The sequence below is a fragment of the Luteolibacter sp. Y139 genome (genome assembly GCF_038066715.1).
GTDB lineage: Bacteria > Verrucomicrobiota > Verrucomicrobiia > Verrucomicrobiales > Akkermansiaceae > Haloferula > Haloferula soli.
On sequence record NZ_JBBUKT010000009.1, the window covers coordinates 13,389 to 28,567 of the forward strand.

17 protein-coding genes and 1 tRNA gene are annotated in these 15,179 nt (G+C 62.4%); 7 read left to right on the forward strand and 11 right to left on the reverse strand.

Going from position 1 to position 15,179, the window contains the following annotated elements; genetic code table 11:
- Positions 1–22: 22 nt before the first annotated feature.
- From WKV53_RS20205 to WKV53_RS20225, 5 genes are all read left to right on the forward strand, one after another.
- Positions 23–385, forward strand: a complete 363-nt coding sequence (locus WKV53_RS20205; RefSeq protein ID WP_341406608.1) for a hypothetical protein — start codon at positions 23–25, stop codon at positions 383–385.
- A gap of 97 nt (positions 386–482) precedes the next feature.
- Positions 483–2,615 (forward strand): multicopper oxidase domain-containing protein, encoded by a 2,133-nt coding sequence (locus WKV53_RS20210; protein WP_341406609.1) that lies wholly within the window; start codon positions 483–485, stop codon positions 2,613–2,615.
- Between the two features lie 32 nt (positions 2,616–2,647).
- Positions 2,648–2,902 (forward strand): hypothetical protein, encoded by a 255-nt coding sequence (locus WKV53_RS20215; protein ID WP_341406610.1) that lies wholly within the window; start codon positions 2,648–2,650, stop codon positions 2,900–2,902.
- Complete coding sequence (locus WKV53_RS20220; RefSeq protein WP_341406611.1) at positions 2,899–3,216, forward strand: YHS domain-containing protein; 318 nt, start codon at positions 2,899–2,901, stop codon at positions 3,214–3,216. The genes WKV53_RS20215 and WKV53_RS20220 overlap by 4 nt, the downstream gene beginning before the upstream one ends.
- A 79-nt stretch (positions 3,217–3,295) precedes the next feature.
- Positions 3,296–3,445, forward strand: coding sequence for a hypothetical protein (locus WKV53_RS20225; RefSeq protein ID WP_341406612.1), 150 nt, complete (start codon positions 3,296–3,298; stop codon positions 3,443–3,445).
- A 277-nt stretch (positions 3,446–3,722) separates the two neighbouring features.
- Here the strand turns inward: WKV53_RS20225 and WKV53_RS20230 are convergent.
- Positions 3,723–3,797 (reverse strand) — tRNA-Glu (locus tag WKV53_RS20230).
- Positions 3,798–4,050: 253 nt separating this feature from the next.
- Here WKV53_RS20230 and WKV53_RS20235 point away from each other — a divergent pair.
- The gene (locus WKV53_RS20235) at positions 4,051–6,060 is read left to right on the forward strand and encodes a tetratricopeptide repeat protein (protein WP_341406613.1); all 2,010 of its coding nucleotides are present in this window, start codon (positions 4,051–4,053) and stop codon (positions 6,058–6,060) included.
- 290 nt (positions 6,061–6,350) lie between these two features.
- Positions 6,351–7,931, forward strand: a complete 1,581-nt coding sequence (locus tag WKV53_RS20240; RefSeq protein ID WP_341406614.1) for a hypothetical protein — start codon at positions 6,351–6,353, stop codon at positions 7,929–7,931.
- Positions 7,932–8,317: 386 nt separating this feature from the next.
- On the opposite strand, the gene urtA is transcribed toward WKV53_RS20240, so the two are convergent.
- From urtA to WKV53_RS20290, 10 genes are all read right to left on the reverse strand, one after another.
- Positions 8,318–9,577, reverse strand: a complete 1,260-nt coding sequence (gene urtA / locus WKV53_RS20245; protein ID WP_341406615.1) for an urea ABC transporter substrate-binding protein — start codon at positions 9,575–9,577, stop codon at positions 8,318–8,320.
- A gap of 118 nt (positions 9,578–9,695) precedes the next feature.
- Positions 9,696–10,538: a hypothetical protein gene (locus WKV53_RS20250; RefSeq protein WP_341406616.1), complete on the reverse strand. Its 843-nt coding sequence runs from the start codon at positions 10,536–10,538 to the stop codon at positions 9,696–9,698.
- Positions 10,539–10,731: 193 nt separating this feature from the next.
- Positions 10,732–11,586 (reverse strand): urease accessory protein UreD, encoded by an 855-nt coding sequence (locus WKV53_RS20255; protein WP_341406617.1) that lies wholly within the window; start codon positions 11,584–11,586, stop codon positions 10,732–10,734.
- Positions 11,567–12,208, reverse strand: coding sequence for an urease accessory protein UreG (gene ureG / locus WKV53_RS20260; protein ID WP_341406618.1), 642 nt, complete (start codon positions 12,206–12,208; stop codon positions 11,567–11,569). Before ureG ends, WKV53_RS20255 begins: the two co-directional genes overlap by 20 nt.
- Complete coding sequence (locus WKV53_RS20265) at positions 12,186–12,977, reverse strand: urease accessory protein UreF (RefSeq protein WP_341406619.1); 792 nt, start codon at positions 12,975–12,977, stop codon at positions 12,186–12,188. Before WKV53_RS20265 ends, ureG begins: the two co-directional genes overlap by 23 nt.
- Positions 12,967–13,380, reverse strand: coding sequence for an urease accessory protein UreE (locus WKV53_RS20270; RefSeq protein WP_341406620.1), 414 nt, complete (start codon positions 13,378–13,380; stop codon positions 12,967–12,969). The genes WKV53_RS20265 and WKV53_RS20270 overlap by 11 nt, the downstream gene beginning before the upstream one ends.
- A 57-nt stretch (positions 13,381–13,437) precedes the next feature.
- The gene (locus tag WKV53_RS20275) at positions 13,438–13,863 is read right to left on the reverse strand and encodes a VOC family protein (protein ID WP_341406621.1); all 426 of its coding nucleotides are present in this window, start codon (positions 13,861–13,863) and stop codon (positions 13,438–13,440) included.
- A 33-nt stretch (positions 13,864–13,896) separates the two neighbouring features.
- Positions 13,897–14,301 carry a hypothetical protein gene (locus WKV53_RS20280; RefSeq protein WP_341406622.1) on the reverse strand — a complete coding sequence of 135 codons (405 nt, stop codon included), beginning with the start codon at positions 14,299–14,301 and terminating at the stop codon, positions 13,897–13,899.
- Positions 14,298–14,453 carry a hypothetical protein gene (locus tag WKV53_RS20285; protein ID WP_341406623.1) on the reverse strand — a complete coding sequence of 52 codons (156 nt, stop codon included), beginning with the start codon at positions 14,451–14,453 and terminating at the stop codon, positions 14,298–14,300. The genes WKV53_RS20280 and WKV53_RS20285 overlap by 4 nt, the downstream gene beginning before the upstream one ends.
- 110 nt (positions 14,454–14,563) lie before the next feature.
- Positions 14,564–14,920: a hypothetical protein gene (locus WKV53_RS20290; RefSeq protein ID WP_341406624.1), complete on the reverse strand. Its 357-nt coding sequence runs from the start codon at positions 14,918–14,920 to the stop codon at positions 14,564–14,566.
- Positions 14,921–15,179 lie beyond the last annotated feature (259 nt).

Genomic DNA, 15,179 nt, shown 5'->3' on the forward strand with positions numbered 1-15,179 from the left:
CCTACATTTGCCTGTCCGTTTCATGAATCTGCTCCGCAGCATCCTCGCCGTGTTCTTCGCGATCGTGATCGCGAATCCGGCCTGTTGCTGCTCCGTGACGAGGGCGGATGCGACGGCGAAGGTCAGCAACTGCTGCGGAGGGACGAAGAAAGAGAAGCACTCGGACAAGGAAGCTTGTGCCTGTGCGGCGAAGAGCCAGAAGCAGGTGCAGGATCCGCCGGTGGTTCCGGGGTTTACGGCGGTAGAGTTGCCACCGGTATTGCCGTCCATGGCGGCGATCGTGCTGCCGCCGGTGCCGATGCGTGATTTGCCGCAGCCGGATTTCTTCCACGATACCGGGCCACCGCGGTTACGGCTCGTGATGCTCCAGAGGTTCCTGATTTGAAGCGATGCCGCGCGGCACATCGCCGCGCTATGCCGGTGTGTTTGCCGGGCACTCTCGTGCCCGCATTCGGACCCCATGCATTGCATCGCTTCAAGAAATGAAATCCATCTTCCTGCTACTGCTCACTCTAACGGCGGCCCACGCGCGCGTGGTCGAATACGATCTCCACATCTCCGAAAGGAATTGGGCACCGCCCGGCCATCGCGAGACAAGGGCCATCACGGTTAATGGGGGCATTCCCGGTCCCACGATCCGCTTCCACGTCGGCGATACCGCCCGCATCCGCGTTCACAACGAGCTCAAGAACGAGGACACCTCCATCCACTGGCACGGCTTGATCCTGCCGAATCCGCAGGATGGCGTTCCCGGTGTGACCACGCCCTCGATCCGGCCTGGCACCACGTTGACCTACGAGTTTCCCATCAAGCACGCCGGTACCTACTGGTATCACAGCCACACCACGCTCCAAGAGCAGATGGGCGTGTATGGCTCCATCGTCATCGAGCCGCAGGGCGGCGAGCCGGTGAAGGCGGACCGCGATCATGTCGTAGTGCTTTCCGACTGGACGCACGAGCGCGCGGACGAGGTGATGCGGACGCTGGCCAGCGGCAGGGATTGGTATTCGTTCAAGAAAGGCTCCATGCAGAGTCTGACGGGGGCCGCGAAGGCCGGGGCATTGAAGGAATTCTTCGAGCGCGAGAAGAGCCGCATGCCGGCGATGGACATTTCCGACGTGGCGTACGATGCCTTCCTCGCCAATGGCCGCGAGTCGATCGATCTGCCCGGCAAGCCCGGCGAGACGCTGCGCCTTCGATTCATCAATGCGGCGGCCGCGACGTATTTCTACCTGCAGTCGGCCACCGGTCCCCTGAAGATCGTGGCGGCTGATGGCCCCGCGGTGGAGCCGATTCGCGTGAAGCGACTGCTCACCGGCATGGCCGAGACGTATGACGTGCTCGTCACCGTGCCGCCTTCCGGGAAGTGGGAGATCCGAGCGACTTCCCAGGATGGCTCCGGCCATTCGTCGGTGTGGATTGGTGAAGGGGAGGAGCATCCGGCCGCGGATATCCCGAAGCCGGACAACTACCGCATGGATCACCATCTCATGGCGGCCATGGACGAGATGGACATGAAGCCGATGAGCGAAGCCGAGGCGCTGGACCACGAGCCCGAGCGCCCGCTTTCACCCTATGCCCGGTTGCGCGCGCTTCACTCCACCGAACTGCCTGCGAAGCTTCCACGCCGCACGCTCAAGATGCGGGCCACCGGCGACATGGAGCGCTACGTGTGGTCCTTCAATGGCAAGACCTTCGCCGAAGACGGCATCATCCCGATCAAGCGCGGCGAGGTCCTGCGGCTGGAGCTCATCAATGACACGATGATGCATCACCCGCTGCACCTGCACGGCCACTTCTTCCGCGTGCTGATGGGGCAGGGGAAATACTCGCCGCTCAAGCACACCATCGACCTGCCGCCGATGGCGAGCCGCACCGTCGAGTTCGAGGCGAGCGAGTCCGGCGACTGGCTCTTCCACTGCCACTTGCTCTACCACATGCATGCAGGGATGACGCGGATCTTTTCCTATCAGGATCCGAAGTGGCAGCCGCCCGGGAAGCTGAAGCCTGGCACCAATATCGTCTGCAACGACATCTGCTGCCTGCCCGGAAATCCCGAGGCGAAAACCGGCACGGTCGACCCACGCCAGCTCGGCCACGTTCCTCATGGCGGTGGGCACGATCACGATCCGCTTTACTATTACCTCGATGGCAGCGTGCAGAGCCATCTGAGCGATGGCCGCCTCACGTTGCGGAATTCCCACAATGACTTCTATGCCGATTGGTTCATCGGCTACGGCGACGATGACAACGAATACGAGGTGGATGTCGCGTGGAGCCGATACTTCAATCCAAACTTCTCTAGCGTCCTTGGATGGCGCTTCACCGACAAGGAGGACGAAGAGAACCGCGCGTTTGCCGGCGTGAACTATCGGCTGCCCTATTTGATTAATAGCTTCGCTCAACTCGACAGCGAAGGCGACGTCCGCCTCGGCCTCGGCAAGTCGATCCAAGTGACCGACGGGCTCAGCATCTTCACCGAGATCCAATACGACACTGGCAGCGAGTGGGAGTGGAGCGCCGGGGCGGATTGGCTGCTGAACAAGCAGTTCTCCCTGACCACGGAATATCACTCCGACCACGGCTTCGGCGGAGGGATCCGCTTCCGTTTCTAACAGAACGACAAAAACAGCAACGACACACGAACATGAAAACGACCCTGACCTTGATCACCACTATGCTACTGGCCGCTTGCGCGAGCACCAATAGCAGCACCGGAACCTCGGCTTCCAAAGTGAAGCCCTACACCAGCAACATGTGCGCCCTGACGGACAACAAACTCGGCTCGATGGGCACGCCGGTGACGAAAGTCTATGGCGACAAGGAAGTGAAATTCTGCTGCAAACCATGCGAGGCGAAGTTTGAAAAGAACCTCGACGCCAACCTCGCGAAACTCCGATGAAACCCACCCTCCTGCTCACCATACTGGCGTTTGGCCTGGTCTCCTGTGCCAGTCCCGCGCCAGCCACCGCCACTGGAACGGCCGCCGCTTCCGCCAAGGTCACGAAGAAGACCGCCGCGAAGCCGAAGCCCTACCCGCTGAAGACCTGCCTGGTCACGGGCGATGGCCTCGATGAGATGGACGAGCGTGTTTCCACGGTCTACGAAGGCCAGACCTTCGAGTTCTGCTGCAAGCCTTGCTTGAAGAAATTCAACAAAAACCCTGGCAAGTACGTGAAGGCGCTGGAAAAGGAGAAAGCGAAGGCCAAGGGCTGACCTGGCTCCCTTTAATTCCTTCGCTTGCGAAGTGGCGGGGATGGGCGAGTTTTTCCCAACGAACCCATTCCCTAAAGCCATGGGCGACAAGAATCCAAAAGCAAAACGGAAGCTCCAGGAGCAGCACGACCAGCAAAAGAAGCTGAAGACGGAGCAACACCAGCGTCATCAACAGCGGCTTCACGAGCTTCATGAAATGAAGCATCCGCACGAAGACCCGCAGGGTTGATCGGCGTCACGGTGACAGCAATAGGATCGTCACGCCGCCTGCGAGGGCGGTGGTGAGGTCAGCTAATGCCGGTCGGCGGAATCCGCCCGCTTCTAGCGTCCGGGCGAGTCCGCCTTGAAGTCCGGTTATCTCGCCGGATCAGCTGATCCCGGCGATGCCGTCGCGGGTCCATTCGCGCGGGAAGCTGACTAGCAGGCCTAGCTCTGGAGGCTGGATCGACCCTAGCGCTCCCGGTCACGAAAAAAGCCATCCTCCGGAGAGAATGGCTTTTGGAAAGTGGCAACCCGTAGGGGAATCGAACCCCTATTGCTAGAATGAAAATCTAGAGTCCTAACCGTTAGACGAACGGGTCTTGTTAATGGTGCCGTGTGCGGCGGGCGGAAAACTAGTCGGACGGGGTTCCGTGGCAAGACAATTTTGGGCGGAAAAATCGGGGTGGCCGGAAAAAGACCGGCTGGGGTATTTCTCAGGCCTCCGCGGGAACCCGGAACCCTTGCCAAGCACGGGCTCCGGCACCACCATGAAAATCTCCTGAATAAGTCGGCCGAGCCACCCGTCTCATTGATCCCAAGGGCGGTAACGCCCGGAACCAACCCCTCCGCCCCATGAAAACGCCATCCAGCTGGATCGTTTCTCTCCTGATCCTTCCCCTCCTCGGCTCCGGTGTGGCTTCCGCCCAGCGCGTGACGGGGCGTAGTACTCCCCAGGCACCCTCGGCTGCCCCGGCCTACCGCCCTGCGCCATCGGTCCGCCCGAGCCCGGCTCCTTCTTACCGGCCTGCACCGACGGCCCGCCCGATGCCGACCTACAGGCCGGCGCCGACACCGACTTATCGCCCTACGCCGACGCCGACCTATCGTCCCACGCCTCCTCGCCAGGTCGTGCCGCAGCGGGTGACGCCCCAGACGCGCCCGATGGTGAGGCCGACGGTGAAACCCGTGCCACAGGTCCAGCCCAAGCCGAAGCCGCAGAGCCAGGTTACCCCGAAGCCGACGCCTCCCCGCGGGCCGAACGCGGTCCCGGCCACCCGTCCCACCTTCAAGCCCGCGATTCGTCCGGACTCCACCGTCGCGCCGTCCGTGCCGCGGCCGCGGCCATCGATCCGTCCGATGCCGGAGGTGACCAAAAAGGTCACCCCGCCCGATTCCACAGCGTTCAACCGCACGCCCGCGAGGCCGATGGTTTCGCCGCGGCAGCCGACCCAGACCTCGCCGTCCATTGTAAAGCGCCCGGTCGGCTTTGCCCGTCCCGATGGCAAGCCGGGCCGTCCTACGCTGACCCGCCCGATCAGCCAGGGCGGGGTGCTGACGAGGCCCGCCCAGCTTGATCCGGTGACCCAGCGGAAATGGGGGAACTGGGGCAAGTGGTCCAACGCAACCCAGTCCGGCCTGGTCAATGCCGCCGTGATCAACCGGAACTACCGCTGCGCGGTGAACTGGAGCTATCGTCCGAACTGCTGGGGCGCCAATCCGTGGTGGGCGTCCACCGCCTGCCATCGCAGCTGGTACTGCGGCCACTGGAACTACGGATGGAGCCCCTACTGGTACAACCACTGTTACTCGAATTGGTATCCGTGCACCTACCCGGGCTACTACGTCCGCTCCTACCCGATCTCCTGGGGACTCGCGTGCTGGAGCCTTGGCAGCTTGGTCTACGATACCGGCTACTACGTCTATCGGAATCCTTACCGGCCCGAGCCCTACCACTACGAGAGCACGGTGATCGATTACGAGCAGCCGATGTCGGTGATCTCCCGCGAGTATACGTCGGGCGACGAAATCGCATCCGATCTCTCTGCCAGCCGCTCGGCGGACGCGCTGGAGCGCTCGCGCGATTCCTTCCGTGACGAGGACTTCCTGACCGCGCTGTCCGCCGTGGATGAAGCGATCTCGTATCAGCCGGGCGATTCCGCGCTGCACGAGTATCGTGCACTGGTGCTGTTCGCGCTCGGGAAATACAAGGATGCCGCCGGTGTGCTTCATCCGCTGCTCGCTTCCGGTCCCGGTTGGGATCGCGAGACCATGGTCGGCCTCTATCGTAGCGAAGACCGCTACCTCACCCAGTTGGCCAAGCTGGAGCAGTATGTGGCCGCCAGGCCGGACCAGCCCGCACCACGTTTCCTGCTCGGCTATCACTATCTGGTCGGAGGCGATCTCGATCGCGCCGCGAAGGAATTCGATGAGGTCTCCAGCCTGCGATCCGACGACACCATCAGCCGCCAGCTCCGCGAGCTCGCGCGGGCATCGGTGAAATCGGATGACGCTGACTCCGGGGAGTCCACCCCGCCAGCGCCCGGCGATGCGGGGCCAGAGGTGGAAGGTCCTTCCGCGACGCAGCTCGTCGGCACGTGGCGGAGCGACCGCGCCGAGAATGGCGTGGTCACCCTGAGCCTGCGGGGCGACGCCGGTTTCACTTGGACCTTCAAGAGGGACGCGGCCTCCCCGACCGAACTGACCGGCACTTGGGAAATCAATGACCGCGGCCTGCTGGTTCTCAGCTCGGAGAACGCCCAGATGGTCGGCGAAGTGAAGTTCAGCACTTCGCAGAAGATGTCCTTCATCCTTGCCGGTGGTCCGGAGGGCGATCCCGGCTTGAGCTTCGACCGCACGCCGTGAAGCGATGATGCACCCAAACTCCACCCCGCAGGACCGCGGGGCGGACCCGTTTGTGGTCTCCGCAGGGCGATCTGCTGGAGGATTGGTAGGGCGGAAAGGCGCTAAAATTTCTTTAGCGGTAGTTTACCCATGCCTCTGTTAGGCAAATTCGGAGCCACTACGGGTGAGGGCGATGTGTGTAGGAGTGCCTAATATTTAAGCATTTCTAACTGTTAGGCTGATTGTTGACTTCAGTTGAATTTTTTCCTTCAAGCTGAGAGGTCGCCAACACCCTAACACACACACACCAAATGAAACACCCCTACACCGGTCTGTGCCTGGCACTCACGGCCGCGACCTCCCCAATGTCGCTCCACGCCCAGGAGCCGACATTCACCCTGACTCCCTCTGCGGATCACCAACAGCTCGGGGCCAACTACGTCGCCGTCGGCGACATCAATGGTGACGGGATCGCCGATCTGGCAGTCTCCGATCCCGGCTACCGTGTCGATGGCAACTCCGGCGCGGGCGTCGTCCACCTGATCAGCGGCGCGGACGGCACCACGCTGCGCGGCTATCAGGGAAACCTCGCCGCGTCCCAGTTCTTCGGCCTGGGACTCGCCGCGCTCGATGCGAATGGTGACGGCGTCACTGACCTCGCGGTCGGCGCACCCGGGCAATCCGGCCCGAATGGCTACGGAGCCGGAGCCGTCTGGATCTTCTCCGGAAAGACCGGCGCCTTGCTCTCCACGGTGACCGGACCGGATGGATCGCAATTCGGAAGCGTGCTCCAGAACGCTGGCGACCAGAATGGCGATGGCGTTGACGACCTCTACGTCAGCGCACCCACCGCAGGCGGCTACTATGGTGCGGTCCACCTGCTCTCCGTGGCCGATGGAACGACGCTGGGAATCTTTGAACCGGCGGGATCGTTTACGAACTTCGGAACCACGCTGGCCACCGTTGGCGACATCGATGGCGATGGCCGGGCCGATGTGGCGATTGGTTCACCCGGATACCGTCTGAACGGAAACTCTGCCGGCAAGGTCTCCCTCTTCCGCAGTTCGGATGGAGGTCTCGTCACGGAGATCACCGGCACGGCGGTGTATCATCGTCTCGGGGAGTCGCTCGCGAGCGCTCCGGATGTGAATGGCGACGGCGTGGCGGATCTCATGATCGGCTCCTACTCCGGTGGTGGCGCGGTCGTCGTCTCCGGGCGCGATCTCACGACACTGGTGGATCTCACGCTGACCACGCTGCCAGCTTACACGCCGGTGCATGTCGGCGGTGGCCTGGACTACAATCAGGACGGCACCATCGATTGGTTGATCGGTTCACCCGGCCTCGTCGCCGCTGCAAACGGCCCGGCCGGTGGCATCCGCGTGATCTCGGGGGCGGATCGCTCCACTCTCGTGGACTACTCCACCGCCACGCCCTACACCGGGCTTGGCCTGAGGCCGCACGTCTTGCCCCACGTGGGCTTTGCCGCGGGTGAGGACTCGCTGAAGGATCCGGAAACCAATGGCACCGGCTTCGTCCATGTCTGGCGCGTGATCGAGGAGGCTCCCGAGCCGCCCAAGGTGGATACCGATGGCGACGGCGTGACCGATGACATCGATGCCGTGAAAAATTCGATCCTCACCGCCACGGTGAAGATCCTCGGCATCGACAGCACCGTGAAGAACACGGTGGACGCCACCGGCACCTCCATCGCTGACCGCTACGCCAAGCTTGGCAAGGTGTCCGACTACAAGAAGCCGACGCTCTACCTCGTGAGCGCCACGCTGCTGTCCGCGGACCTCGCCTGCAAGAAGGTGGTGACCACGAAGGACGCCGTGAAACTGACCGCCGCCGCCGCGGTGGCCACGGTGGTCGGTTCGATCAAGCGTTGAGCTGAGTCGAACTGAACCTGCACTACTGTCCTCTTTCATGCCCCGGAGCGTGCTGGCTCCGGGGCATGATTATTTTGTCGGCTGCGACATTTGGTTTGCGATGAAGAGGCGCTCGTCAGCTGTGGGAGGGTGAGGGAGTCAGTTACAAATTCCGCTTTTCCGCTCTCCTAGGCATACCGGAAAAGCGGAATGGGAAGATGTTCCTTCCCTGCATTTTTCGGAGGCCCTTTGTTCCAGTTCACTGGGGTGCGAGCCTGCTTGCCGGGCGGAATGAATTCCACGCTCCCAGTTTCAGAGACCCCTTGAACGCGAAACCCCGTCCCGTGCGAGCACGGGACGGGGTCGTGGCGACTTCTCTGGGGGGGAGTCGATTTCGAAAGGGCGGCTTACTTCTTGTAGGTGCCCTTGAGGAAGGGCTCGCCGACGACGCCCTTGTATTCCTTGAGGATCTTGAACTGGCCGTCGGCGCGGGTTTCGCCGATGTAGACGTTCTTGGTGAGGTGGCGGTTCTTCTGGGTGGTGACCTTGCCACCGGGGCCATCGAAGGAGATGCCGGACTCAAGCGCGGCATTTACCTTGTCCACGTCGAAGGAGCCGGCCTTCTCGACGGCGGCCTTCCAGAGGTAGACACCGTCATAGCTGAGCACCATCGGCGAGCAGGTGACGCGGCCTTCCTTCACGATGCCGGGAACATCGGTCTTCTTCAGCCAGGCCTGGAAGCCATCGGTGAACTTCTTGTTCGCCGGGGACTTGATGGATTGGAAGTAGGTCCAGCAGCCGAGCTGGCCGACGAGTTGCTTCGCGGGCAGGCCGCGGAACTCGTCTTCCGAGATCGAGAAGCTGACGACCGGGCAGGTCTCGGCGGTGAGGCCGGCGGCGGCGTATTCCTTGAAGAAGGGCACGTTGGTGTCGCCGTTGAGGGTATTGATCACGCAGGCCTTGCCACCGGCGGCGAACTGTTTGATCTCAGCGATGATCTGCTGGTAATCGGTGTGGCCGAAGGGAGTGTACTTGCCGGCGGAGACGATCTGGTCGCCTTCCTTGCGGAAGCCACCGCCGATGTTCTCGAGCGGCACGCCCTTGCTGAGGAGGTACTCGAGCAGCACCAGGTTGGTGGTCTGCGGGTAGACGTAGTCGGAGCCGATCAGGTAGAACTTCTTCTTACCCTCCGCGAGCATGTAGTCCACGGCCGGGGTGGCCTGTTGGTTCACGGCCTCGGCGGTGTAGAAGATGTTCTTCGACATTTCCTCGCCTTCATACTGCACGGGGTAGAAGAGCAGGCCCTTCTTCTCCTCGAAGACGGGGAGCACGGACTTGCGGCTGACGGAAGTCCAGCAGCCGAAGGTCACGGCGACCTTGTCGACGTCCAGGAGCTGCTTGGCCTTCTCAGCGAAGAGCGGCCAGTTTGAGGCACCGTCGACCACGACGGGCTCGATCTTCTTGCCGAGCACGCCACCGTTGGCGTTGATCTCGTCGAAGGTGAAGAGCAGCACGTCACGCAGCGAGGTTTCGCTGATGGCCATGGTGCCGCTGAGGGAGTGGAGGACGCCGACTTTGACAGTGTCTTCGGCGCGGGAGGGGGAAGCCGCGAAGGCGGTGGTCAGCGCTGCACAGGCGAGCAGGCGTGAGAAAAGGGAGCGGGTCATGATTTAGACAGATGGTGTTTTTAAGAGGGAGCAAGCGGCGAAAAGGCCCGTTCCTAGGGGGACCCGGGAACGGACCTTCCCGCTGCAACCGATTTGATACCAAGGAAGGGGGGATTGCTTAGAAAGCGCAGCCGATACCGATGGTACCGGTGAGGAAGTCATTGTCCGGCCGGCCGGAGTCGGAGTTCGCGACCACGTCGCCATCGGTCACGTAGTAGGTGAGGCCGCCGTGGACGTTCCACTTGCCGTAGCTTTCGCCGAGGAAGCCGAGGGCGTAGGTGGCGGTCACGCCGAGGGAACCGTAGCCGAAGCCGCTGTCCGTGGAGGCTGGGTGGAAGTCATCATCGAGGAAGTAGGCGACGTTGAGCGGGATCCCGATCGTCACCGGACCCACATCGAACGAGTGGGAGATGCCGGCCACCAGGATGGTGCCGTTGTGGCCGCCGGAAGCACCGGGATCGACGCGGTTGTGGATCGTGAGCGAGGGGCTCAGGAAGCAGTCATAGGCGAACTTGATGTCGACGATCTGCTCGTTGCCGCTGGCGTAGTTCCAGTTCTGATAGAGGCCGGTGATGCTGAGGTCACCGATCTTGTAGCCGAGGCCGGCCCAGATATCGATTTCCTGCAGCTTGCCGCCGATGGCCGAGGGGACCTTGCCATTGACGTCCCACCAGGTGCCGAGGATGAAGGAGAAGTTGTTCGGCAGCGCCCAGGTCAGCTCGAGCGTGGGATTGTAGGTGCCGCCCTTGAAGTCATTGCCATCACCCCACACGTCCAAGCCGTAGGAGATGAAGTGCGAGTTCAGGTCGAACGTGAACGTGCCGGAGAAATTGTCCTCCGGGGCAATTGGAGCAGGTGCCGTGGTCGTGGTGGTGGTTGCATCGCCGGCCATTGACGCTGCCGTTCCGAGCAAGGAGGCGATCAAGGCGCTGGTGAATACGGACTTCACTGGTTTCATCATGGTTGTTCGGTATGGTTGGTGCGGTGGAGACTTCCCCGCCAAACCGCTTGAGCATTCCCGTGGCCGCCATGCCAACCCGGGGACTTAAATGACAAGAAACCGAGTCCTGCCTAACGGATAGGTCCATGCGATGCCCTCATGCATGGGGAGATTGTGGCGCGAATCGACAGGAATGGCGTCGAAACGCGTAATTTCATGCAATCAGCCTGCCCAATCGGGGCACCGGATGGCCGCCTGCTTGATAGAGCAAGTCTCGCAATTCGCCGATCAAGGCGCGTGCCGCCAAGCTGTCCGCGCACAAGGCCCGCACGATGCGGACATTCTCTAACAGCGGACCGTGGCCGAGGTAGGTGCGTTCGTCGTTGAGCGCATCCAGCTCGGCGGCGGGCCACGCTTCGTCGGCAATGCCAGCCGTGTAAACGGTCACGTAGTGAGCCGCGGGGAACTTCTCCCGCAAGGCAGTGAGACTGTGATCGGCCGGCCTCAGCTCGAAGCGCTCGCGAGCGACGAGCTTGCCTTGGGCAAGGAGGTCGAGTTCCCAACGAAGGCTTTCATAAGCGAAAGCTTCGCCGCGTGCGACGCGACCCGGCGCGATCCACTCGAAGAAGAGAAGGCCGGCATTTTCCTCGAGATGGATCTCCGTGCGTTGGAAGTAGCGTGCACCGGCCTGCGGAATGAAGGGCTCGGGAATCCACTCCATGAAGGCACCGCTTTCCACGGAGAGCCGCTGCTCACAAACCGCTGGGGTCTCGCCACGAGCGCGATAGACGCGCGAGGAACCCGGTGTGCTCAGCACCAGCCGGCTGTCCTTGCCGGCCGTGACATTGAGGTCGAGCCGGTCGCCATCGAAGAAGCCGGCAGTGGGATTGACCAAGTGAACGAGCAGCGAACCCGACTCAACATGGGCCTTGCTGAGATGGATGGGTGCGCGGAAGGACTGGCGGGAGAGAAATGGCGTGCCATCGCCCCGCACATCGCTGCGGAGGTCGAGGTGGCCGCGGATGCTGCGGCCGGTGATGCCTTCCCTGTTAGACAAAGAGATACTCATGCTTCAGCCAGTCGAGCAGGTCGTCCTTGCCCTTTTCCGATTTGAGGTCCGCGAAGAGGAAAGGCCGCGAGCCGCGCTGCTTCGCGGCATCGTGGGCCATCACGTCGAGGTCCGCGCCGACGTAGGGAGCCAGCTCGGTCTTGTTGATGAGCAGCAGGTCGCTGGTGCGGATGGCGGGGCCGCCCTTGCGGGGGATCTTGTCGCCCTCGGCCACGTCGATGACGTAGATGTAGGCGTCCACGAGTTCCGGCGAAAAGGTGGCCGAGAGATTGTCGCCGCCGCTTTCGATGAGGATCAGCTTCAGGTCCGGATGCGCGCGCTCGAGGTCCACCACGGCGGCCATGTTCATGCTGATGTCATCGCGAATCGCGGTGTGCGGGCAGCCGCCGGTTTCCACGCCGCGCACGCGATCGGCGGGTAGCACGCCGGCGCGCAGGAGGAACTCGGCATCCTCGCGGGTGTAGATGTCATTGGTGATCACCGCGAGCGAGAGCTCGTCCTTCAGCCACTGGGAAAGGCGCAGCACGCACATCGTCTTGCCGGAGCCGACAGGACCGCCGACACCGAGACGGAAGGGCCGCTTGGATTCGGATTCAGATTCAGGAAATGAAGAGTCGGGCATCGGCGCGGGCATGTCGGAGGGATGCAATTTCTAACAAGGGATTGAACCAGCCGTCGGGCTGGCGGGTGAGGGAGGTTTCGAGATGGCTGCCGAGTCGTTCGAGCGTGCGGCGGACAATTCCTTGGCAAGCGGTCTGGCCGATGCGCAGCAGCTTCATGGATGCGGTGGCGAACCCGGTGATGGTCTGGAATGCAAATGCCCGCGCCGCGAAGGCGACGGGCAGGGAGGAGAGTTCGATGGCCGTCACGACGAGGTGATGGCTGAAGGGACAGGCCGCGTGGTGGCCTTCCACCAGCGGCGATGGCGAAAGCTGTCGCAGCAGCTCCAGCCGCCGCGAGCCGATGCGCCGCGAGGCGTCGCGCGTCTCGGCGGGCAAGCGCCAGGCATCCAGATCGGCATCCAGTCCTAACAAACCGGCAGCATCCTCCTTCAGCGCCGCCTCATGGGCCCGGACGAAATAAGGCAGCTCGAAAGTGAGCAGCGCCGGGACGATCTGCGTTTCCAAAAATCGCTCCAGTCCCGCGGCATCCTTTACCGATCCGGATTCGACCAATTCCTCCAGCCCGTATGAATGCGCGTACGCTCCCGAGGGATACTGGGAGTCATTCGCCTGCATCAGCCACAGGAGCGCATCGCCGTCGTAGCGGAACGACTGCGTCGTTCCGGCTGGGGGCGGAGGCGAGGTGGATTCGTGGGCGGCGATGTTCGCGGGGTCCTCGCCCTGCCGGAACGGCGCAGCCGTTCCGCTACGTGACGCATCAGACGGCATGGGCCATGGCCTTGAGGGGTTGAAACAGCACCACCGGCTCGGTGAAGGCCCAGCCTTCCCGGTCTAACAGCTGCGCCATCGCTTCATCGTGCAGCACACGAAGGCGATCGTCGAAAATCTGCGCCGGCAGATGGAGGTTGCCGGTCTTCCACGCCACCAGCGCGGCATGGGCCGGACTTTCGAAAGGGACTTCGTAAACGGCCTCCGGAAGCTGGCGGACGATGTAGTCCTTGCCACCGTCTTGGAAAATCACGCCGCCATCGGCGAGCCGGGTTTCCAGATCGAAGCCGAACTCGGTGCCGTCCTCCGCCACGCCACGCCAGCGGCGTTTCAAGAACTGCCGGCGCTCCGCGGCCAGCACCACCTGCTCCTCCAGCGGGCGGGAGGAGGCAGGTTCAAGCATGCGGGTGACGAGCTGCATCATGGACGGCAGCGCCCATGAGCAGCCCTCATGCCGAAATCAGGGATGCTGTGGTTCCACCATCACCATCCACGAGACGCCGAAGCGATCGACGACCATGCCGAAGGCGGGCGAGAAGAAGGTCTGCACCAGCGGAGCGCACACTTGGCCGCCATCGCTGAGCACGCCGAAGATCCGCTCGGCCTCGGCCTTTTCCTTCACGGAAATGGACAGCGAGAAGCCATCGAACTTGGTCTTGCCCTCGCAGTTGCCGTCGGAAGCCATGATCAGGCTTTCGCCGAGCTTGAAGGCCGTGTGCATGATCTTTTCCGGGTCCGGCTTGTTTCCGTCAGGACCGCAGTTGGCTTCCTGGGGGCTATCCTTGAAGCGCATCGACATCACCACTTGGGCGCCGAGGTGCTCTTGATAATAGGAGATGGCCTCCTCGCAGCGGCCATCGAAGAAAAGGTAGGGTTGGACGATCATGGGATGGATTGGGGTAGGGAAAACGAGAACGGTTCAGGAGCGGCAGGAGCCACAGAGCCCGGCGAATTGCTTGCGGCCGACCCACAGCAGGTAGAGGGCGGCGACGCAGGCGACGGGAGTCAGGTAGGGTGCCGCGAACAGCATGGCGCCCTTCAGGATGAAGACGTGGAAGGCGAGGATGTTGACGAGAATGGGACCGAGAACCAGCAGCCCGAAGTTCCGCGTCTTCGGGATGATCACCAGGATCCCGCCGATCAGCTCGAAGGCTTTCACGAAGGCCGTGTAGCCGGTGGGCTCGAAGGCGGCCATCCAGTGTGCGATGGGGGTTCCCTCCGGCGGCGCAGGCTGGGGTGGCATCATGTGGAAGAAGTACGTCAGGGAGGCCATCAGGAAGATGGCCCCGAGCAGGCCGCCAGCGATACAAGGCAGGTATTTCATGGTGTGGATTTCAGGTGGGTTTCGAGTCGGCCGAAGTTTTCCTCGTTCGCCCCGAGAATGAAGCCCGGGAACTTTTCACCGCCCCCGCCGGATTCAAATGCCATCTTCCACGCCAGGCGGGGGAGAATGACGGGTGGGGCGGGGTAGATCATGGCCGGAGCAGACGGTTTCGTTCCCGACGTTTCGCAACGCCTGAACAGGACAGATTCAGCAGAAAAACTTCCGGAGGGGAACCCTCGCATTTCTCATCTCTCGGGTAGGCTCACTGGGCCTTCACCGCGAGGACGTAGGAAAGCACCGCCTTCTCATCCTCCGGAGCGAGGCCGGCGTGGCGGATCATCTTGGGCATCGCCTTCTCCCAGTCGTCCACATCAACATCCTTGGGGATCTTGTAGTTGTGGCACTCGCCGCACTTCAGCATGTAGGTTACGTGGCCGCGCTGGAGCTTCTCGAGCGGGGTCTTGCTCTTCGCGGCCATGGCTGGCGTGGGGTTCGGCACCTCGGAGATGCCACCTTCGGCCGGATCCTGGGACTGGATGTTTCCGTCGGCGGGAATGCCGGTGCCGCCGCAGCCGGTGAGGATCGCGGCGAGAGCCAAGGTGCCAAAAAGATTGCGCATGGCTCAGTCTAACGGAGGGGAGTTCCAACTGAGAAGCGCCAAGTGGGAAGTGTTTGAAGGCTTCCCATTGTCCGTGAGTCGGCGCCAGAGCGGGGCAATTTGCCCATCCTTGAGAAAGAAATCAGACGCGAAGGGGGAAAATCAGCCATTTGCTTAACAATTCTTGAATATCCGTAAATTTCCGGTAGCAGACCCGGTAGCGCTCGGCGGCACCCAATTCTCCACGCCGAATCGCTACCTCTCCACCCGCCTCCTCCTC

What these genes read in the sequence shown, in the direction of transcription:
- WKV53_RS20205 (WP_341406608.1), top strand. Translation starts at nt 23, where the DNA reads ATGAATCTGCTCCGCAGCATCCTCGCCGTGTTCTTCGCGATCGTGATC.
- WKV53_RS20210 (WP_341406609.1), top strand. Translation starts at nt 483, where the DNA reads ATGAAATCCATCTTCCTGCTACTGCTCACTCTAACGGCGGCCCACGCG.
- WKV53_RS20215 (WP_341406610.1), top strand. Translation starts at nt 2,648, where the DNA reads ATGAAAACGACCCTGACCTTGATCACCACTATGCTACTGGCCGCTTGC.
- WKV53_RS20220 (WP_341406611.1), top strand. Translation starts at nt 2,899, where the DNA reads ATGAAACCCACCCTCCTGCTCACCATACTGGCGTTTGGCCTGGTCTCC.
- WKV53_RS20225 (WP_341406612.1), top strand. Translation starts at nt 3,296, where the DNA reads ATGGGCGACAAGAATCCAAAAGCAAAACGGAAGCTCCAGGAGCAGCAC.
- WKV53_RS20235 (WP_341406613.1), top strand. Translation starts at nt 4,051, where the DNA reads ATGAAAACGCCATCCAGCTGGATCGTTTCTCTCCTGATCCTTCCCCTC.
- WKV53_RS20240 (WP_341406614.1), top strand. Translation starts at nt 6,351, where the DNA reads ATGAAACACCCCTACACCGGTCTGTGCCTGGCACTCACGGCCGCGACC.
- urtA (WP_341406615.1), bottom strand. Translation starts at nt 9,577, where the DNA reads ATGACCCGCTCCCTTTTCTCACGCCTGCTCGCCTGTGCAGCGCTGACC.
- WKV53_RS20250 (WP_341406616.1), bottom strand. Translation starts at nt 10,538, where the DNA reads ATGATGAAACCAGTGAAGTCCGTATTCACCAGCGCCTTGATCGCCTCC.
- WKV53_RS20255 (WP_341406617.1), bottom strand. Translation starts at nt 11,586, where the DNA reads ATGAGTATCTCTTTGTCTAACAGGGAAGGCATCACCGGCCGCAGCATC.
- ureG (WP_341406618.1), bottom strand. Translation starts at nt 12,208, where the DNA reads ATGCCCGACTCTTCATTTCCTGAATCTGAATCCGAATCCAAGCGGCCC.
- WKV53_RS20265 (WP_341406619.1), bottom strand. Translation starts at nt 12,977, where the DNA reads ATGCCGTCTGATGCGTCACGTAGCGGAACGGCTGCGCCGTTCCGGCAG.
- WKV53_RS20270 (WP_341406620.1), bottom strand. Translation starts at nt 13,380, where the DNA reads ATGCTTGAACCTGCCTCCTCCCGCCCGCTGGAGGAGCAGGTGGTGCTG.
- WKV53_RS20275 (WP_341406621.1), bottom strand. Translation starts at nt 13,863, where the DNA reads ATGATCGTCCAACCCTACCTTTTCTTCGATGGCCGCTGCGAGGAGGCC.
- WKV53_RS20280 (WP_341406622.1), bottom strand. Translation starts at nt 14,301, where the DNA reads ATGAAATACCTGCCTTGTATCGCTGGCGGCCTGCTCGGGGCCATCTTC.
- WKV53_RS20285 (WP_341406623.1), bottom strand. Translation starts at nt 14,453, where the DNA reads ATGATCTACCCCGCCCCACCCGTCATTCTCCCCCGCCTGGCGTGGAAG.
- WKV53_RS20290 (WP_341406624.1), bottom strand. Translation starts at nt 14,920, where the DNA reads ATGCGCAATCTTTTTGGCACCTTGGCTCTCGCCGCGATCCTCACCGGC.